Here is a 17862-nt window from a genome sequence, read left to right on the forward strand (position 1 = left end):
GGTAGCCGCACCCGAGGAGCGGGTGCGGCTACAGTCTTCCGGATTCGAGTCGATGCGGTGTACCGCGGGCGGGTCGGATCTCAGCCCCGCCGCGTCCTCACAGCGGCAGCCACACGGTGACCCTGGTGGGCCCGCCCTCGGGGCTGTCCACGGTCAGCGTGCCGTCCACCCCGCGCACCCGCTCGATCAGGCCGGCCAGCCCGGACCCCTTGCCGGTCGAGGCACCACCGGCGCCGTCGTCGGCGACGATCAGATACATCCGGCCGTCCTGGTGGCCCACGGTCACCCACGCGTGGGTGGCCCGGGCGTGCTTGGAGACGTTGGTCAGCAGTTCGGACGCGCAGAAGTAGGCGACCGACTCGATCGGCGCGGCCGGCCGACCGGGCAGGTCCACCTCGACCCGGACCGGGACCGTGCAGCGGGCCGCGATCGAGGACAGCGCCGCGTCCAGACCCCGGTCGGTGAGCACCGCCGGATGGATGCCCCGGGCCAGGTCGCGCAGTTCCTGGAGGGCGAGCTTGACCTCGTCGTGCGCGGAGGAGACCATCCGCGCGGTCTCGGTGTCCTGGCTCGCGTTCAGATTCTCCTTCGCCATGCCCAGGTCCATCGCCAGGGCGACCAGTCGGGCCTGCGCGCCGTCGTGCAGGTCGCGCTCGATCCGGCGCAGGTCGGACGCGGCGGTGTCGACGGCGGCCTCCCGGGACACGGTCAGGTCGCGCACCTGCTCGGACAGGAACTTCGGGCCGAGCAGTCCGCGCACCATCACCCGGTCCACGTTGGCCATCCCGCGCACCAGCCACGGCGTCGCCAGGAGCAGCAGCACGCCCGCCGCCATGGTCAGCGTCACCGGGCCAGGCCCGGCGAGGTAGTGGTCGGCGCCCGGCGCGTGCGGCCCGTCGCCGGAGAGCTTCGCGCCGGGCATGTCGGCCCGGCGATACAGCGGCTGGGTGAGCGGATAGGTGACCATGGTCAGCGACGCCGCCCACAGCGCCGTGGTGACGGCGAAGGTGAAGACGCCCCAGGGCAGTTGCACGCACAGATACAGGCAGGCCCGCCACCCGGTCCGGTCGGTCAGCGCGGACTTGATCCAGCCGGTGAACCCCGGCCGCGGCCGGAGCGGGGCCGGTGCGCGCACATGCTCGTCCAGCAGCGCGCTCGCCCGGGCCCGCTCCATCCGGCCGAACAGCCGGCTGCCCATCAGGGTCAACGCCAACATCGGCAACCCGATCAGGAACAGCGGGGTCAGACCGACGCCGAGCGCGATGAACACCACGGCGTAGGTGAAACCGACGATGCCGATGGGCAGATTGAGCACGAGATGGATCGTGTCGGTCCACGTGCGCACCGTGAACGGCGCGCGCAGGATGCCCGGCCGCGCTCGGGCCGGGGCATCACCTGTGGACCCGTCGTAGGCAGTCACGGGTGAGGGCATGGACATGGAGTTGCCTCGCTGGGAGAGAAGCCGATCCGTTGGGTCAACTCTGCCCGGTGACCCGGGCGGGTCCCATGGCGCGGGTCGGTGTCTTGGGGGTGGGGTTGTCCCTACCACCTTGGCTTCGGGAGCGGTATCGCCGATCCGGCCGGTCGGCGGATTGGACACCGGGGACAGGTCCGGCGCAACCCCCCTAGACTCCCGTGCCACAAACGTAAGCAACGTCCACGCAACGTTCGGGCAATGTCGGATCGGGAGGCAGGCGCCAGGTGGAGGGCTACTACGGAACGTACGCGCTCGTGGGTCTGGTGCTGCTCGTCGCGTCGGCCTTCGTCGCGGTGGCGTTCGCCGGCGGGCGACTGTTGCGACCGAGCGTACCCACGCACGAGAAGCTCACGACGTACGAGTGCGGGGTCGACCCGGTGGGGGTGGGGTGGGCGCAGGTCCACATCCGGTACTACCTCTACGCGTACCTCTACGTCATCTTCGCGGTCGACGTGATCTACCTGTTCCCCTGGGCGACGGTGTTCGACGCGCCGGGCTTCGGCGCCGCGACCCTGGTGGAGATGTTCGTGTTCGTCGGCTTCCTGGCCACCGGACTGCTGTACGCGTGGCGAAAGGGTGTCCTCGCATGGACCTGACACCGGCACCGGTGGAACGCACACCGGTCGACCTCCCGCAGCCGCGGCTCGGGGTGCTCTCGCGGCTCGCGCCGGACCCGGTGCGGCTCGTGCTCAACTGGGGACGGCGCTACTCCCTCTGGGTGTTCAACTTCGGCCTGGCGTGTTGCGCGATCGAGTTCATCGCGTCCTCGATGGCCAGGCACGACTTCATCCGACTGGGCGTGATCCCGTTCGCGCCCGGGCCCCGGCAGGCCGACCTGATGGTGGTCTCGGGGACGGTCAGCGACAAGATGGCGCCCGCGATCAAGCGGCTGTACGAGCAGATGCCCGAGCCCAAGTACGTCATCTCGTTCGGGTCCTGCGCGAACTGCGGCGGTCCGTACTGGGATTCGTACTGCGTCACCAAGGGCGTGGACCAGATCGTGCCGGTCGACGTGTACGTGCCCGGCTGCCCGCCCCGGCCCGAGGCGCTGCTCCAGGGCATCCTCAAGCTCCAGGAGCGGATCGCGGTGGAGAACCCGGCCGCCCGGTACGCCCGCAAGCTGCCCGCCGCCGCGCTCGCGCGACCGCTGGTCGCGCCGCCGAAGCCCGCGGCGGGGGATGCCGGATGACCCCGGAGGAGATCCGCGCGGGGCTGGGCGAGGAGCTGGTGCTCGCGGTGTCGGACGCGTACGGACTGGTCACCGTCGATGTCGCGGCGCAGAACTGGCCGGCCGCGCTGACCGCCGCGCGCGACGTGCTCGGCTGCGCGTTCTTCGACTGGCTCACCGGTGTCGACGAACTCGCCGAGGGGTTCGACGTGGTCGCGCACGTGTGCGCGATCCCGACCGGGCCCAGGCTGCTGCTGCGTACCCGCGTGCCGCGCGAGGCCGCCGTGCTCGCGACCGTGACCGGGGTGTACGCGGGGGCCCGCTGGCACGAGCGGGAGACGCACGAGATGTTCGGCATCGACTTCACCGACCACCCGGGCCTGGATCCGCTGCTGTTGCCGGACGGCTTCGAGGGACACCCGCTGCGCAAGGAGTTCGTCCTGGCCGCGCGGGTGGCCAAGGCGTGGCCCGGTGCCAAGGAACCGGGCGAGTCCGACCACGGTGCCGGGCCCGGCCGCTCGCCGGGCCGCCGCCGTACGTTGCCGCCGGGCGTACCGGATCCGGCGACCTGGGGTCCGCACAAGGAGGAGGCGGCGGCCGAGGCCGCTGCCGCCGCCGAGGAACGCCCACGCCGCGCCCGCAGCGCCGCGGCGGGCTCGGCGAGTCAGGCCGGCGAGGGCGCGCCGCCGGCGCGCCGCACCCGCGGCGCCGCGGCCGGTTCCGCGAGCCAGGCGGGCGAGGGCGCACCGCCCGCGCGTCGCACCCGCAGCGTGTCGCAGGGTTCGGCGAGCCAGAGCGCCGCGCCGCCGGCCGCGCCGGAGCCGGCGTCGCCCGAGCCTCCCGCGACCGACTCGACTCCGCCGACCGAGCCGGCGTCACCGGCGCCTGCGGCGCCACCCGAGCCCGCGTCGGCGCCTGGGGCGCCACCCGAGCCCGCCGCGCGGCCCGAGTCCACGACGCCCTCCGAATCCGGTGCGTCGCCCGAGGCGCCATCCGAGCCTGCGGCGCCATCCGAGCCCGAGGCGCCGGCCGGGTCCACCGCACCCGCCGAATCCGCCGCGTCGCCCGAGGCGCCCACCGTCGAACCGCGCGAGAGCGGTCCGACCCGCCCGTCCACCGAAGGGGACACCCCGTGAGTCTCCTCGACGTGTGCCTCCGGCTCGTTCTCGTGCTCGGGGCGTTCCTCGTGCTGCCGCTGCTGATCGGGCAGACCGAGCACAAGGTGATGGCGCACATGCAGGCGCGGGTCGGCCCGATCTACGCGGGCGCCTTCCACGGGTGGGCGCAGTTGGTCGCCGACGGCGTCAAGTTCGCGCAGAAAGAGGACATCGTCCCGGCCGGCGCCGACCGCAGGGTGTTCAAGCTCGCGCCGGCCGTCGCGCTGATCCCCTACTTCGTGGTGCTGATCGCCATCCCGATCGGCCCCAACGGCCTGGTCGGCCGGACCGTCGACGCCGGCATCGTGTTCGTGCTCGCGGTGATGGGCGTGGGCGTGCTCGGCTCGCTGATGGGCGGCTGGGCCTCGGCCAACAAGTACTCGCTGCTCGGCGGCATCCGCTCGGCCGCCCAGTTGATGGCGTACGAACTGCCGATGCTGCTGGCCGCGGCCTCGGTCGCGATGGCCGCCGGGACCGTGTCGCTGACCGGGATCGTCGAGGGCTTCGAGTGGTGGTGGCTGCCCTGGCAGGCGATCGGCGGCGTGGTGTTCTTCACCGCCGGCCTCGCCGAGATCCAGCGCCCGCCCTTCGACATGCCGGTCGCCGACTCGGAGATCATCTTCGGTGCCTACACCGAGTACTCCGGCCTGCGCTTCGCACTGTTCCTGCTGTCCGAGTACGCCGGGATCCTGATCGTGTGCGCGCTGACCACCGTGCTGTTCCTGGGCGGTTGGCACGGCCCGTGGTCGGACTCGGTCGGCTGGTTGTGGACCCTGCTCAAGACCGGCCTCCTGGCGTTCGTGGTGATCTGGCTGCGGGTCAGCTATCCGCGACTGCGCGAGGACCAACTGCAAAAGCTCGCGTGGACGGTGCTCGTCCCGCTCGCGCTCGGCCAACTCGTCCTGACCGGCGTGGTAAAGGTGGCGACCTGATGAAGGGCCTGGCCAAGGGCCTCGCGGTGACCCTGAGGACGCTCACCAAGAGGTCCGTCACACAGTCCTATCCGGAGGTCCTCCCGGAACTGCCGCCCCGCTCGCGCGGGGTGATCGCGCTGTTCGAGGAGAACTGCACGGTCTGCATGTTGTGCGCGCGCGAATGCCCGGACTGGTGCATCTACATCGACTCGCACAAGGAGGTCGTGCCCGCCCGCGAACCCGGCGCGCGCGACCGCACCCGCAATGTGCTCGACCGCTTCGCGATCGACTTCGCGCTGTGCATGTACTGCGGCATCTGCGTCGAGGTGTGTCCGTTCGACGCGTTGTTCTGGTCGCCGGAGTTCGAGTACGCGACCGGCGACATCCACGAACTCACGCACGAGAAGGACAAGCTGCGCGAGTGGATGTGGACCGTGCCGCCACCACCCGCGCTGGACGAACACGCCGAGGACCCCAAGGAACTGATCCAGGCCCGCAAGGCCGTCGAGAAGGCGGAGAAGGCCGCGGCCGCGGCCCGGGCCGCCACACCGGAAGCGGAGGAGACCCCGTGAACCTCGCCGCCACCGAGCACGGATTCCTCTCGCCCACCGGCGCCGAGATCGCCTTCGTCCTGGTCGGCGTCGTCGTGCTCGGCTCCGCGCTGCTCGTGGTGAGCACCCGTCAGGTCGTGCACGCCGCGCTGTGGCTGGTGGTCACGCTCGGCGGGCTGGCCGCCGAGTACCTGCTGCTCACCGCCGAGTTCATCGCCTGGGTCCAGGTGCTGATCTACGTCGGCGCCGTCGTGGTGCTGCTGTTGTTCGGCCTGATGCTCACCAAGGCGCCGATCGGATACTCCGAACCGGCCGACCCCGCCGCCCGGATCCCGGCCGCCCTGGTCGCGCTGGGCGCCACCGCGACCCTGCTCACCGTGATCGTGGACGCCTTCCGCACCGCCTACCTGCATCTGGGCGACGACAGCGTGGGCAGCACCCGGGTCACCGGGGAGAGCCTGTTCAAGGTGTGGGTGCTGCCGTTCGAGGTGTTGTCCGTGCTGCTCCTGGCCGCGCTGATCGGCGCCATCGTGCTGTCCCGCTCCCGATCGGGCGTGCGCTCGGGCCGGAAGGACTGACCCCGCGATGCATCTGGTCTATCCGCTCGTCCTCGCCGTCCTGCTGTTCGGCATCGGGCTCTACGGGGTGATCGCGCGCCGCAACGCGATTCTCGTGCTGATGTCGATCGAGCTGATGCTCAACGCCGTCAACGTCAACCTGGTCGCGTTCGACATGTATCTGCGCGACACGCTGCACGCCGGTCAGGCGCTGACCCTGTTCGTGATCACCATCGCCGCCGCCGAGATCGGTCTCGGGCTGGCCATCGTGCTGATGGTGTTCCGCAACCGGGCCACCACCGACGTTCCCGAACTGCGCGAGCTCGCCGAGCACAAGGAGGGATCGGTATGACGGTCGCCGCCGCGACGGCCACCGGCCTGCCCGCGCTCGCGGCCCTGCTCGGGCTGTTCCTCGGGCGCCGGGTGCGCCCGGTCCTGTTCGCCGTACCCGCGGCCCTGGTCGCGACCGTGCTCGCGATCGTCGTGGCCGCCGGCATCGGCGACGACACGCGCGAGTCGGCGGTGCGGCTGACCCCCACCGGCGCCCTGGACATCACGCTGGGGCTGCGGGTGGACGGCCTCGCCGCGCTGTCCGCGGTGCTGGTCACCGTGGTCGCGCTGCTGGTGCAGGTCTACTCGGCCGCCTACCTGCGCGAGGACCCGCGCTACTCGTCCTACGCGGCGTTGGTGTCGCTGTTCACCGCGGCGATGCTGCTCGTCGTGTTCACCGGCGACCTGATCGTGCTCCTGGTCGGCTGGGAGGTGATGGGCGTCTGCTCGTACTTCCTGATCGGCCACCACTGGGAGACCGAGGCGGCCCGCTCCGCCTCGATCAAGGCGTTCGTGGTCACCAAGCTCGGCGACGTGCCGTTCCTGATCGGCATCCTCGTGCTCGCCGCGGGCGCCGACTCGTTCCGGATCCGGGACGTGCTCGCCGCCGTGCCCGAGGGCGGCGCCGGGTGGGTGACCGCGGGCACCCTGCTGCTGCTGGGCGGCGTCGCGGGCAAGTCCGCGCAGGTACCGCTGCAGACCTGGTTGCCGGACGCGATGGCCGGCCCGACCCCGGTGTCCGCGCTGATCCACGCGGCCACCATGGTCGCTGCCGGCGCCTACCTGGTGGCCCGCCTGTACCCGGCCTTCCTGGCCGCGCACGCGACGCTGATCGTGCTCGCGGTGCTGGCCGCGGTGACGATGATCGGCTCCGCGCTGGCCGCGCTCGCCCAAGAGGACCTCAAGCGGGTGCTCGCGTGGTCGACGGTCGGCCAACTCGCCTACATGACCGGCGGGCTCGCGGTCGGCGGGCGCGACGCGGCGGTGTTCCACCTGCTCTCGCACGGCGCGTTCAAGGCGCTGCTCTTCCTCGGCGCCGGGGTGGCCATCCACGTCGCCGGAACCGGTGCGCTGGCCGGCATGGGCGGGCTGCGGCACCGCGCGCCGATCGCGTTCTGGACGATGACCGCCGGGCTCGCCGCGCTCGCGGGTGTCCCGCCGTTCTCCGGCTTCTTCAGCAAGGAGGCGGTGCTCGGCGCGGCCGAGCACACCGCCGCCGGCCACGGCTCGGTACCGCAGGTGGCCGGCTGGCTGGTCCTGGTGGCCGGCCTGCTCACCGCCGTGCTGACCGCGGCCTACGCGACCCGGGTGTGGCTGCGGGTGTTCCTCGGGCCGGCGCGCGAGACGGCGCCCGGCGCGGAGGTGCCCGCGCACGCGGACGCCGCGGACTACGGCGAGCCCGCCCACCCGGGTGAGGCGCCCGCCGCCATGGTGTGGCCGCTGATCGTGCTCACGGTGCCCACCGTGCTGTTCGGCTTCGTGGCCTTCCCGGGCCTGCCGCCCCTCGGCAGCGACCTGGGCTATGCCGAACTGACCCCGAACCCGCTGACCACGGTGCTCGCCCTGATCGCGCTCGGGCTCGGGGCCGGCTCGGTCGCCGCGCTGTGGCGGCGCGACCCGGCCGCCGATCCGGCCCGCGCGCTGGGTCCGCTGCGCGGCCCGGCACTGCGCGGGTTCGATGTGGACGGGCTGTACGCGGCGCTGGTCGTGACCCCCGTCCGACTCGCCGCCAAGGCGTCCCGGTTCACCGACGGGGCCGTCGTCGACACCTACGTCAAGGGCGCCGCACAGAGCGCGTGGCTGCTCGGCGGCGGAATCCGGCGAGGCCAGAACGGCAACGTCCGGCTGTACCTGACCGGCCTGTTCGCGGGCGTGGTCGTGCTCGCCGTCGCGGTGGCGGTGGGCTCGTGACGCGCCGTCGACCGTTGCCCCCGACGCCCCCTCATGCCCAGGAGACCTCGCGGTGAGCGTCGTGCTGATCCTCGTCGTGGCCGCGCCGCTGCTCGGCGCCGCCCTGCTCCTGCTGCCCGGGGTCGGTGATCGCGCGGCCCGGCTGGTCGGCGTCGCCGCGAGCGCGGCGACCCTGGTCGGCGCCGTCGTGCTCGCGTGCGGGTTCGACCGCGGGCGCGGCATGCAGTTCGAGACCGACGCGTCCTGGGCGCCCTCGCTGGGCCTGCGCTTTCACCTGGGCATCGACGGCATCTCGCTGCCGCTGCTCCTGCTCACCGCGCTGCTCACGCTGCTGGTCGCCGTGCACAGCCTGTGGAACATTCCGCCGGGCGGCGACTCGCGGGCGTTCGTGGCGCTGTTCCTGCTTCTGGAGACCGGCACGCTGGGCACCTTCGCGGCGCTCGACCTGATCCTGTTCTTCCTGTTCTTCGAGGTCGTGCTGGTCCCGATGTACTTCCTCATCAACCGCTGGGGGAGTCCGGGCGAGCGCGGCCCCGCCTCGTACAAGTTCATCCTGTACACGCTGCTCGGTTCGGCCGTGATGCTGCTCGGCTTCCTGCTGATCCAGGCGAAGACCGGCACCTTCGACATGGTCGAGCTCGCCGAACGGCACGGCGCGGGCATGTCGCACGGCGCCCAGGTGCTCGCGTTCCTGGCGATCGGCCTGGGCCTGGCGGTCAAGGTGCCGATGTGGCCGCTGCACACCTGGCTGCCCGACGCGCACACCGCCGCGCCGACGGCGGGCTCGGTGCTGCTGGCCGGCGTGCTGCTCAAGATGGGCACGTACGGCCTGATCCGGATCGCGGTGCCGATGTTGCCGGAGGGCGCCGAGACGTTCGCGCCGTATCTGGCCGCGTTCGGCGTGGTGGGCATCGTGTACGGCTCGCTGGTGTGCCTGGCCCTGCTGCGCGACCCGGACGGCGACCTCAAGCGCATCATCGCCTACTCGTCGGTGGGCCACATGGGCTTCGCGCTGCTGGGCATCGCGACGCTGACCCCGCAGGGGATCAACGGCGCGTTGTTCGTCAACATCGGCCACGGCCTGATCACCGGCCTGCTGTTCTTCCTGGCCGGCGCGGTCAAGGACCGGCACGGCACCGCGCTGCTGGGCCGACTCGGGGGCGGGATGTACGGGCGGACCCCGCGACTGGGCGCACTCGTGGCGTTCGGCGCGGTGGCCGGGCTCGGGCTGCCCGGGCTGGCCGGCTTCTGGGGCGAACTGCTCGCGATGTACGGCGCGTACGAGCCCGCGGCCGGGTTGTCCACCGGCGGCTACCGGACCTTCCTGGTCCTGGCCGGCCTGGGCACCGTGCTGACCGCGGCCTACATGCTCGGCCTGGTGCGCCGATTGTGCATGGGCCCGGCGGGCGAGCCCCCGACCGGGCGGCCCGAGGTGGACGTGACCGGCCGCGAAGTCGTGGTGTGGACCCCGCTCGTCGCGCTGACCCTGCTTGCCGGAGTGTGGCCGGCCACCGTGCTCGCGATCACCGACCCGGCCGTGCGTGCCCTCATGGGAGGCAGCTGACATGCCGTTCGACGTCCAGTCGATCGACTGGCTCGCGATCGGGCCGGTGGTCGCCGTCGCGGTCGCCGCCCTCGTGGTGCTGCTCGCGGACCTGTTCCTGGAGGGCGCGCGCAAGGCCGCGCTGCCCTGGCTCACCCTGGCCGGACTCGGCGCGGCGCTGGTGCTGTTGGTGCCGCTGCGCGCGGACGACTCCGAGGCGCGCGGCACGTTCTGTTCGCCGTCGGGCTGCTCGTACGCGGTCACCGACCTGACCCTGGTGCTGCAACTGGTGCTGCTCGGGTCGGCGTTCGTGGTCGTGCTGCTGTCCATGCCGATGACCCGGCACAGTGCGGACGGCGACGAGGGCGAGGTGCCCGGCGGCGAGTACCACTTCCTGCTGCTGTCCTCGGTGACCGGCGCGGTCGCGCTGGCCGGCGCGCGCGACCTGCTCACCCTGGTGGTGGCCCTGGAGACGTTGTCGCTGCCCGCGTTCGCGCTGGTCGGCCTGCGTCGGGACGGCCAGGGCGGCGAGGCCGCGCTGAAGTTCTTCCTGCTGTCCGTGGCCGCCACGGCGGTGATGCTGTTCGGCGTGAGCCTGGTCTACGGGAGCACCGGCAGCGTGCACCTGGCCAGGATCGCGAGCGACCTGGAGAACCTGGACCCGCGGCTGACCAAGGTGGCCGCGACCGGCGCGGTGCTGACCATGGTCGGGTTCGCGTTCAAGGTCGCGGCGGTGCCGTTCCACTCGTGGGTGCCGGACACCTATCGCGGCGCGCCGATCCCGGTGGCCGCCTACCTGTCCGTGGTCTCCAAGACCGCCGGGTTCGCCGGGCTGCTCCTGGTCGCCGGCATCGCGTTCCGGCCGTACGCGCACATCTGGGGTCCGGCCATGGCGGTGCTCGCCGCGGTGACGATGACCGCGGGCAACCTGGCCGCGCTGCGGCAGACCGACGCGGTGCGGCTGCTGGCGTGGTCCTCGATCGCCCAGTCGGGCTACGTACTGGTCCCGTTCGGAACCGCCGCCGGGCACGGTGAGGACTTGGCCGACACGCTGCCCGCGGCGGTCGCCTACCTCGCGGTGTACGCGGTGATGAACCTCGGCGCGTTCGCGGTGGTGACGCTGGTGGCCGGCGAGCGCGGCGGGCTGGTCTCCGACCACCGCGCGCTGTTCCGTTCGCGCCCGGTCGGCGCCGCGGCGATGGCGTTCTTCCTGCTGTGTCTGGCGGGCATCCCGCCGGGGCTGGCCGGGCTGTTCGCGAAGGTGACCGTGTTCCAGGCGGTGATCGACTCCGGCACCGGGTGGCTCGCGGTGGTGATGGCGGTCAACGTGGTGATCGGGCTGTACTACTACCTGGCCTGGACGGCGCAGTTGTTCGCTCCCGCGGCACCCGGGGTGCCGGGCGCGGTCGGGGGCGCGGGGGAGTCGGGGCGCGCGGAGGGCTCGGGCGTCTCGGCCGGCTCGCCCGGCGGTGTCGACGGTGGTCGGACGCCGGCTCCATTGGTCGCCGCGCTGGTGCTCACGGGGGCGCTCGGGGTGCTGCTCTCGGTCGCGCCACAGCTTGTGCTGCACGTGCTCACCGTGCCGGGTCTACTCGGCTGACCTGCGGTTCCGGTCCCGGAGCGGGGGGTTACGCCCGCCTCGGGAGGGAACTCTGCGAGGCGTTGTCCCGTTGCGAAGGAAGAGACAACGGGCAGAGGGCGACAAGCCGGCGGATACCCCGCACGGACCCGCATTGTCACCCCTGGGACGCTTGCGAGAGGACTCTGCCGTGCACGGCCAGCACAACGGACTGAAGACCGCCGTACTGCTCGGCGGCATGTCGGCGCTCATCCTGGTCGTCGGCAGCTTCTTCGGTCGGACCGGGTTGATCATCGCCCTGTTCGTGGCCCTGGCCACGAACGGCTACGCCTACTTCAACAGCGACAAGATCGCGCTGCGCTCGATGCGCGCGCGACCGGTCAGCGAGGCGGAGAACCCCGAGCTGTACCGGATCGTGCGCGAGCTCTCCAACGACGCCCGGCAGCCGATGCCGCGCCTGTACATCTCGCCCACCGAGGCGCCGAACGCGTTCGCCACCGGCCGCAACCCGCGCAACGCGGCGGTGTGCTGTACGACCGGCATCCTGCGCATCCTGGACGCGCGCGAGCTGCGCGGGGTGCTCGGACACGAGCTGTCGCACGTCTACAACCGGGACATCCTGATCTCGTCGGTGGCCGGTGCGCTGGCCAGCGTGATCATGTTCCTGGTCAACTTCGCCTGGCTGATCCCGTTCGGCCGCAGCAACGACGACGAGGGGCCGGGCCTGTTCGGGATGCTGGCCATCATGATCCTGGGTCCGCTGGCGGCCAGTGTCATCCAGTTGGCGGTCAGTCGTTCGCGTGAATATCAGGCGGACGCCTCCGGGGCCCGCCTCACCGGAGACCCGATGGCGCTCGCGAGCGCGCTGCGCAAGCTGGACGCGGGCACGCAGGCGCTGCCGCTGCCGCCGGAGCCGAAGCTGCAGACCACCAGTTCGCTGATGATCGCCAACCCGTTCCGCCGGGGCGCGGGCGGGATGAGCAAGCTGTTCTCGACGCACCCGCCGATGGCGGAGCGGATCGCGCGGCTCGAGGCGATGGCGGGGCACTGAGGCGGGCGCCGAGGCGGGGCGCCGAGGCGGCAGTCGGCCCGGCGGGTGCATTCGGTGGGCCGCCAGTCCTGCGGGGGACGTCAGCGGGCCCGGGTCGGGGTAGAACAAGTTCGTGAAAACTGTCCTGAACATCATTTGGCTCGTGTTCTCCGGCCTGTGGCTGGCCATCGGCTACGCCATCGCCGGCATCGTCTGCTTTCTGTTGTTCTTCCTCGTCGTCACCATCCCGTTGGGCATCGCGTCCTGGCGGATCGCGGCCTACGCGCTGTGGCCGTTCGGCCGCCGGGTGGAATGGCGTCGCGACCCCGGCACCGGGTCGATGCTCGGCAACATCCTGTGGATCGTGCTGTTCGGCTGGTGGCTGGCGCTCGCGCACCTGGTCACCGGCCTCATCCTGTGCGTCACCATCATCGGCATCCCGCTCGGGCTGGCGAACTTCAAGCTGATCCCGGTGTCGCTGACTCCGCTGGGCCGCGAGATCGTCTCGACCGACGACCCGATGCACGTGGGCGTCTGAGCGGGTCGGTTCGAGCGGGTTCGGGCCTCGGTGATCGCCCGTCGGGTGGTTGCTGAGCCCGGACAGGCCAATCGTGTGGTCTCGTACGAGGGAGACCGGAGCCAACCGCTCCAGCCGCGCTCCCGGTGTGTCGATATGTCCCGGTAGGCCCGGGTGGACGGAGAAGACACCCATCCCGGGAAGCAGACCCACACCGGGAAGCGCGGAGGTTGCCGTGGCGGCGACGGTCAGTGTCATCGTTCCGACCCGCGACCGCACGGCCCTGCTGGCCGATGCCCTGCGCAGCGTGGCCCTCCAGGGCACGCGGGACATCGAGGTCGTCGTGGTCAACGACGGCGGCGCGGACGTGGCGGGCGTGCTGCCGCTGGGCGTGCGGGGGATGACCGTGCGGTTGCTCTCCTTCCCGCGCTCGCGCGGCCCGGCGGCGGCGCGCAACGCCGGTCTGGAGATCGCCACCGGGCGGTTCGTCGCGTTCCTCGACGACGACGACATGTACCTGCCCGGCCATCTCGACCGGGCCCTGGCCGCCCTGGAGCGCACCGGCTCCGACGCCGTGTACGCGGACTGCATCCTCAGCGGCGACCGGGCGTCGCCGGGCGAGACACCGGGCAGCCCGTATCGCTACGACTTCCCGTACGACCCGGACATGCTCTCGGTGGCCAACTTCGTGCCGACCACCGCCGTGGTCGCCCGCAATCCCGCGCACACCGCGCCCGCGTCGTGGTTCCGCTTCGACCCGGAGTTGCCCCTCCTGGTCGACTGGTCGTTGTGGTTGCGGCTGGTGCACGATCGGGGCTGGTCGTTCGCCCGGCTGTCCGAGCCCGGCGTGGTCTACCACCGCGAACCCGCCGACTCCAGCCTGTCCGGCGGCGCGGCGGCCCGACTCGACTCGCTGGGCCGGTACGAGGACACCTACCGCACGATCATCGCCCGCTGGCCGGTCCCACCCACCGGCCGTGTCGCGCGCTTCCGCCGACACGCTTTGACCATGTTCGCGATCGCCCGGGAACAACTGTCCACCGGCGCCCACCTGGCGCCGTTCGCCTACGAGGACGCCCTGCGCGTCCTGCACGCGGGCTTCACCGGCCGGCTGGAGGAGGACGCCGTACCCACCCGCCTGTCCGCCGTGCTGACCGGCGCCCACACCCCGACGATCGACGCGTGCGGGCCTCTGGTGGAGCGTGTGCAGCAGTAGGGCGGTTCCGGCTCGGGAACCCGATCGCGGCACGCGGACACCGCCCTCCTCGGCTGCGCGAAAGAGCACAGAAAGGGCACAGAAAGGGCACAGCGAGGGCGGTGAATCCGCCGGCCGTGTCCGACCGGCGATCCGCCCTCGCCGTGCCCTCGACCCGTCACCCACCGGGCCCGCCACGATCCCGCCGCCGCAGGGTGGCGGCCTCGGTCAGCGGTAGTTCACGAACTGCAGCGCGAAGTCCAGGTCCTTGCCCTTGAGCAGCGCGATGACCTCCTGGAGGTCGTCCCGGTTCTTGGACGACACGCGCAGCTCCTCACCCTGGATCTGCGCCTTGACGCCCTTGGGCCCCTCGTCGCGGATGATCTTGGAGACCTTCTTCGCGTTCTCCTGGGAGATGCCCTCCTGGATCGACGCGAAGATCTTGTACTCCTTGCCGGAAGCCTTCGGCTCCCCGGCGTCGAGCGACTTGAGCGAGATGCTGCGCTTGATCAGCTTGCCCTGGAACACGTCGAGGATCGCGTTCACGCGCTCCTCGGAGTTGGCGCGCATCTCGATCTGCTCGCCGGTCCAGCCGATGTGCGCGCCGACGTTCTTGAAGTCGAACCGCTGCGCGATCTCCTTCGAGGTCTGGTTCAGCGCGTTGTCGACCTCCTGACGGTCGACCTTGGACACGATGTCGAAAGAGGAGTCAGCCAAGGCTCGGAATCGCTTTCTGTGGGATCTGAAGTGAGAGGGAAGGCAACCCCTCCAGCCTAGAGCGTCCCCCACGACCCGGACTCCGGCCGCGCCCACCCCGCCCGATCCGATACCGAGTGGCGAAGCACCCCGGGTGGTCCGCTATTGTTGTCCCGTCGCGCCGCAAGGCGCACACGGCGGGTTGCCCGAGTGGCCAAAGGGAGCAGACTGTAAATCTGCCGGTGTATGCCTACGTTGGTTCGAACCCAACACCCGCCACACCGAAACAAAGGCCCCCGACCAGCGGAAACGCGGTCGGGGGCCTTCGTCGTTCGAGCAATCGGGCAGGTGCTCGAAAAGTGCTGTTCGTCCCGCTCTGTCTCACCGGATCTCGGGTGGTGTCCGGTGTGTGTGGGGAACTGGTGGGAAAGAAATCGGCCCTTCGGTCACCCCTCCCAGCGTGTCAGCGCCTCGCTGATCCGCTCGTTGGCGAGGGCGGCGCCGTCGTCCAGGCACTTGGCGTAGACCTTGAGCAGGACCGGCACGCTGTTGCCCGCGCGCTTGGCCACCTCGGTCGGGTCGACCCCGGAATTCAGCCACAGCGACAGCGCGGCGTGTCGCAGGTCGTACGGCCGTTTCCCGAGCGGTGAGGCGGCCTGGCGAGGGCTCAGGGCGGTCTTGCGTGCCTGCGCCCACACCTCGCCGTAGCCGCTCTCCTGAACGAGGCCGTTCCGGGCGGTCCTGAACAGTCGCCCGTCGGTCGCCGTCCCGTACCGGTAGATGTGCCAGCGAAGCAGCGCGACCAACTCGGGTGGGATCGGGACCGGCCGGGTCGCCTTGGCCGGGCGCCACTTCAACCCGCGGTCATCGTGCGAAGTGCCGTCGTTCGTCCAGGCCGACCCGACGCGAGGACGCGACCCGTCGAGCTTGAGCAAGCCCCACCCGCGCTTGGGCAACTTACAGTTGTCCACGCGCAGCCAGACGGCTTCGGCCGGCCGCATGGCGGCGTGGTAGAGGCAGCCGAAGAACGCTTCGAGGTGTTGGCCGCGCGCTCCCTGGGCCCGTACGCCGGCGAGTAGCGCGCGGGCCTGTTGCGGGTTGACGACGCAGGCCGGTTCGACTTCCGTGAGGACGTCGGGGGATGACCACTGCACGCTCGTGAGCGGGTTGGTGGTCAGCCTGCGCGCCTCTATTGCGTAGCCGAGCGCGTTGTTCATGATGGCGCGCTTGCGCCTGGTGGTCGACGGAGAGGCCGCCTTGCCGTCGAGACGAAGCCCGAACGCGGTCAGGACCTTCCGCATCAGGAGCGCGTCATCGAGCGCGCTCATGGGCAGCGCACGGCCTTCGACCCACGCCAAGGCCGCCGCAACGTCCTCCGGTGGGTCCTGGGTCCACCGGTTCACGTTGAAGGCCCATCCGTACAGGGACGTCCGCAAGAGCGCCTTGTCCGGCATGCCGCGGACGTTGCGAACGAGGACGGGTGTTGCCGTGGCCAACGCGTCCGCGAGGGTGGTGCGGGTCTTGGCAGGCGCGGTGGGCCACTTCATCTCGATGTAGTCGCGTGCGTGGACGTACCAGGTCACGTCGTCCTGCTTGCGGACCTCGGACATCGGCAGGCCGGTGATCTCATCGAACGGCTCACCGTTGTTGACCGCGGTGAGGAGCTGGGCCCGGCGTCCGTCGGCGAGCGTGACAGTGCGGAAAGGAGCCGAGAAAGGCGTCTTTCCTACGCGCCACCTCAGTTCGATGTAGACGCGTCGCGCTCCCGGACGCTGCCGGATACCCCAGATACGTACGTCGAACGTGGGTTTGGACATGCGTTCCTCCGAGTGGGGAGCCGGGCCCGGTTCGCCGGGCCCGGCAAGAGCAGGTCAGGCGGACTTCTTGAGGCCGGCCCACCAGGCGTCGAGGTCGGACCGGAGGATCCGGAGGTGGCCATTGGGCAGAGGGGTGATCGCGGGCGCCTCGCCGCGAGCGCGCATGCGGTAGAACGCGGCGCGCGAGATGCCGATCTCCTCAAGCACTTCCGGCAGCTTCAACGCTGCGGGACGCTTCACTTGCCCTCGCTTTCGTCGGTGCCGGACAGTCCGGACAGGTCGTATCCGAGCTGTCCGGGGTGGGTGCGCAGGTCAGGTGGGGTAACCGGACACCCGGACAGCTCGGACACCTCCGGGCCGGTGGCTGTCCGGGTGGCGGTGTCCGGGTAGTACCGGCCGCCGGCGTCCTTCGTGAGTTGTCCGGCGTCGGCCATGCGTGCGCAGGTGCGGCGCACGGTGTCGGGGTCGACGTCGGGCAGCGCGGCGGCGATGTCCTTCGGCCGGGCCCCGGGGTTGGCGCGGACGTGGCGCAGGATGACCGCGCGGGTGTCGCCCATCGTGTGATCGGACGCCGGTCCGTCGAGGAGCTGCCATGCGCCGGTTTCGGGCTTGAAGGACAGGGCGTACTCGGCTTCGTCCACGTCGCGGCCGGTGACGTGAAGGATGCTGTCGGCCTGCCCACGGGCGCGCTTGAGGACGAGTGTGGCGTCCGCGGCGCCGGCGAGTCCGTTGGTGCCGGACACCTCGGCGAGGAAGTCGTCACTGCCCGCCTTGCGGACGTGGTGGACGAGCACGACGGCGACGCCGAAGTGGTCGGCGAGGGCCTTGGCGCGGCCGACGGCGGCATAGTCGGCGTCGTAGGCGGACGCTCCGGGCGCGCTGTTGCCGCGCATCTTGGCGAACACGTCGATGACGACCATGCGCGCGTCCGGGTGGCGCTCCAGCCAGTTCGCGATGGCCTCGCTTCCGCCCTGGGGAAGCGGCGGACACGACGTCGCGAGCGTGAGCCCGTGGGGGGCCGCGCGCCCGGTGAGGAGCTTGCCCATGCGGGACTGGAGTCGCCGGGCGGTGTCCTCAAGGGCCAGGTAGAGGACGGGTCCGCCGTCGACCGGGATGGTGTCGAACGCGAGGCCGCCGGCGGCGACGCACAACCCGAGTCCGAGCGACATCCACGACTTGCCGACCTTGGGCGGTCCGCAGAGCAGGCTCACGCCCTCGCACAGGATCCCGGGGACCGCCCAGCGCGGTTCGGGGAAGTCCATGCCCATGAGTTCGTCGGCGGTCCACGCGGTCTTGATCCGGGCCGGTGCCGCAGGCGCCTGCGTGCCGTCGTCCGGGGTGGGGACGGCGCGCAGGTGCTCGGCCAGAGCCGGATGCGGGACGGCGGTCATGCGGCGACCGTGCGCGGCCGGGCGCGACC

Annotated in this window: 18 protein-coding genes and 1 tRNA gene; 14 read left to right on the forward strand and 5 right to left on the reverse strand. The window is 71.4% G+C overall.

What is annotated here, in order from left to right:
* Positions 1-97: 97 nt before the first annotated feature.
* Positions 98-1432, reverse strand: coding sequence for a sensor histidine kinase (locus ACIRL2_RS44890; RefSeq protein WP_395871779.1), 1335 nt, complete (start codon positions 1430-1432; stop codon positions 98-100).
* 269 nt (positions 1433-1701) lie between these two features.
* On the opposite strand from ACIRL2_RS44890, the gene ACIRL2_RS44895 reads away from it, so the two are divergent.
* The 13 genes from ACIRL2_RS44895 to ACIRL2_RS44955 all read left to right on the forward strand — a co-directional run bounded on the left by ACIRL2_RS44895 (position 1702) and on the right by ACIRL2_RS44955 (position 13950).
* Complete coding sequence (locus ACIRL2_RS44895) at positions 1702-2073, forward strand: NADH-quinone oxidoreductase subunit A (protein WP_395871777.1); 372 nt, start codon at positions 1702-1704, stop codon at positions 2071-2073.
* Positions 2064-2666 carry an NADH-quinone oxidoreductase subunit B gene (locus tag ACIRL2_RS44900; RefSeq protein WP_395871775.1) on the forward strand — a complete coding sequence of 201 codons (603 nt, stop codon included), beginning with the start codon at positions 2064-2066 and terminating at the stop codon, positions 2664-2666. Before ACIRL2_RS44895 ends, ACIRL2_RS44900 begins: the two co-directional genes overlap by 10 nt.
* On the forward strand, positions 2663-3781 hold the full coding sequence (locus ACIRL2_RS44905) for an NADH-quinone oxidoreductase subunit C (protein ID WP_402240460.1): 1119 nt from the start codon (positions 2663-2665) through the stop codon (positions 3779-3781). The genes ACIRL2_RS44900 and ACIRL2_RS44905 overlap by 4 nt, the downstream gene beginning before the upstream one ends.
* Positions 3778-4734 carry an NADH-quinone oxidoreductase subunit H gene (locus tag ACIRL2_RS44910; protein ID WP_395871771.1) on the forward strand — a complete coding sequence of 319 codons (957 nt, stop codon included), beginning with the start codon at positions 3778-3780 and terminating at the stop codon, positions 4732-4734. Before ACIRL2_RS44905 ends, ACIRL2_RS44910 begins: the two co-directional genes overlap by 4 nt.
* Complete coding sequence (locus tag ACIRL2_RS44915) at positions 4734-5288, forward strand: NuoI/complex I 23 kDa subunit family protein (protein ID WP_395871770.1); 555 nt, start codon at positions 4734-4736, stop codon at positions 5286-5288. The genes ACIRL2_RS44910 and ACIRL2_RS44915 overlap by 1 nt, the downstream gene beginning before the upstream one ends.
* Positions 5285-5845, forward strand: coding sequence for an NADH-quinone oxidoreductase subunit J (locus ACIRL2_RS44920; protein ID WP_402240463.1), 561 nt, complete (start codon positions 5285-5287; stop codon positions 5843-5845). The genes ACIRL2_RS44915 and ACIRL2_RS44920 overlap by 4 nt, the downstream gene beginning before the upstream one ends.
* Positions 5846-5852: 7 nt before the next feature.
* A complete protein-coding gene (gene nuoK / locus ACIRL2_RS44925) occupies positions 5853-6176 on the forward strand; it encodes an NADH-quinone oxidoreductase subunit NuoK (protein ID WP_395871766.1) in 324 nt (107 codons plus the stop codon).
* Entirely contained in the window at positions 6173-8065 is a 1893-nt protein-coding gene (locus ACIRL2_RS44930) for an NADH-quinone oxidoreductase subunit L (protein WP_402240466.1), read from the forward strand. Before nuoK ends, ACIRL2_RS44930 begins: the two co-directional genes overlap by 4 nt.
* 52 nt (positions 8066-8117) lie before the next feature.
* Positions 8118-9629, forward strand: coding sequence for a NuoM family protein (locus tag ACIRL2_RS44935; protein WP_402240469.1), 1512 nt, complete (start codon positions 8118-8120; stop codon positions 9627-9629).
* 1 nt (position 9630) lies between these two features.
* Positions 9631-11208 carry an NADH-quinone oxidoreductase subunit N gene (locus tag ACIRL2_RS44940; protein ID WP_402240471.1) on the forward strand — a complete coding sequence of 526 codons (1578 nt, stop codon included), beginning with the start codon at positions 9631-9633 and terminating at the stop codon, positions 11206-11208.
* A gap of 169 nt (positions 11209-11377) precedes the next feature.
* Positions 11378-12238, forward strand: a complete 861-nt coding sequence (gene htpX / locus ACIRL2_RS44945; RefSeq protein WP_395871759.1) for a zinc metalloprotease HtpX — start codon at positions 11378-11380, stop codon at positions 12236-12238.
* A gap of 112 nt (positions 12239-12350) precedes the next feature.
* Positions 12351-12755, forward strand: coding sequence for a YccF domain-containing protein (locus ACIRL2_RS44950; protein WP_402240472.1), 405 nt, complete (start codon positions 12351-12353; stop codon positions 12753-12755).
* A 214-nt stretch (positions 12756-12969) separates the two neighbouring features.
* On the forward strand, positions 12970-13950 hold the full coding sequence (locus ACIRL2_RS44955) for a glycosyltransferase family 2 protein (protein WP_395871755.1): 981 nt from the start codon (positions 12970-12972) through the stop codon (positions 13948-13950).
* Positions 13951-14157: 207 nt separating this feature from the next.
* Here the strand turns inward: ACIRL2_RS44955 and ACIRL2_RS44960 are convergent, their stop codons facing one another.
* Positions 14158-14646, reverse strand: coding sequence for a YajQ family cyclic di-GMP-binding protein (locus tag ACIRL2_RS44960; protein WP_026217952.1), 489 nt, complete (start codon positions 14644-14646; stop codon positions 14158-14160).
* 175 nt (positions 14647-14821) lie between these two features.
* Here ACIRL2_RS44960 and ACIRL2_RS44965 point away from each other — a divergent pair.
* A tRNA-Tyr gene (locus ACIRL2_RS44965) sits at positions 14822-14904 on the forward strand.
* 167 nt (positions 14905-15071) lie between these two features.
* On the opposite strand, the gene ACIRL2_RS44970 is transcribed toward ACIRL2_RS44965, so the two are convergent.
* The 3 genes from ACIRL2_RS44970 to ACIRL2_RS44980 all read right to left on the reverse strand — a co-directional run.
* A complete protein-coding gene (locus ACIRL2_RS44970) occupies positions 15072-16442 on the reverse strand; it encodes a tyrosine-type recombinase/integrase (protein ID WP_402240474.1) in 1371 nt (456 codons plus the stop codon).
* Positions 16443-16496: 54 nt separating this feature from the next.
* Complete coding sequence (locus ACIRL2_RS44975; RefSeq protein ID WP_402240477.1) at positions 16497-16682, reverse strand: helix-turn-helix transcriptional regulator; 186 nt, start codon at positions 16680-16682, stop codon at positions 16497-16499.
* Positions 16679-17862: AAA family ATPase (locus ACIRL2_RS44980; RefSeq protein WP_402240479.1), on the reverse strand; the 1184-nt coding region annotated here is incomplete at its 5' end. The genes ACIRL2_RS44980 and ACIRL2_RS44975, both read right to left, overlap by 4 nt.

The sequence above is a fragment of the Embleya sp. NPDC127516 genome (genome assembly GCF_044765325.1).
In the GTDB taxonomy this organism is placed as follows: Bacteria; Actinomycetota; Actinomycetes; order Streptomycetales; family Streptomycetaceae; genus Embleya.

What these genes read in the sequence shown, in the direction of transcription:
- ACIRL2_RS44915 (WP_395871770.1), top strand. Translation starts at nt 4,734, where the DNA reads ATGAAGGGCCTGGCCAAGGGCCTCGCGGTGACCCTGAGGACGCTCACC.
- ACIRL2_RS44900 (WP_395871775.1), top strand. Translation starts at nt 2,064, where the DNA reads ATGGACCTGACACCGGCACCGGTGGAACGCACACCGGTCGACCTCCCG.
- ACIRL2_RS44890 (WP_395871779.1), bottom strand. Translation starts at nt 1,432, where the DNA reads ATGCCCTCACCCGTGACTGCCTACGACGGGTCCACAGGTGATGCCCCG.
- ACIRL2_RS44905 (WP_402240460.1), top strand. Translation starts at nt 2,663, where the DNA reads ATGACCCCGGAGGAGATCCGCGCGGGGCTGGGCGAGGAGCTGGTGCTC.
- ACIRL2_RS44930 (WP_402240466.1), top strand. Translation starts at nt 6,173, where the DNA reads ATGACGGTCGCCGCCGCGACGGCCACCGGCCTGCCCGCGCTCGCGGCC.
- ACIRL2_RS44970 (WP_402240474.1), bottom strand. Translation starts at nt 16,442, where the DNA reads ATGTCCAAACCCACGTTCGACGTACGTATCTGGGGTATCCGGCAGCGT.
- ACIRL2_RS44940 (WP_402240471.1), top strand. Translation starts at nt 9,631, where the DNA reads ATGCCGTTCGACGTCCAGTCGATCGACTGGCTCGCGATCGGGCCGGTG.
- nuoK (WP_395871766.1), top strand. Translation starts at nt 5,853, where the DNA reads ATGCATCTGGTCTATCCGCTCGTCCTCGCCGTCCTGCTGTTCGGCATC.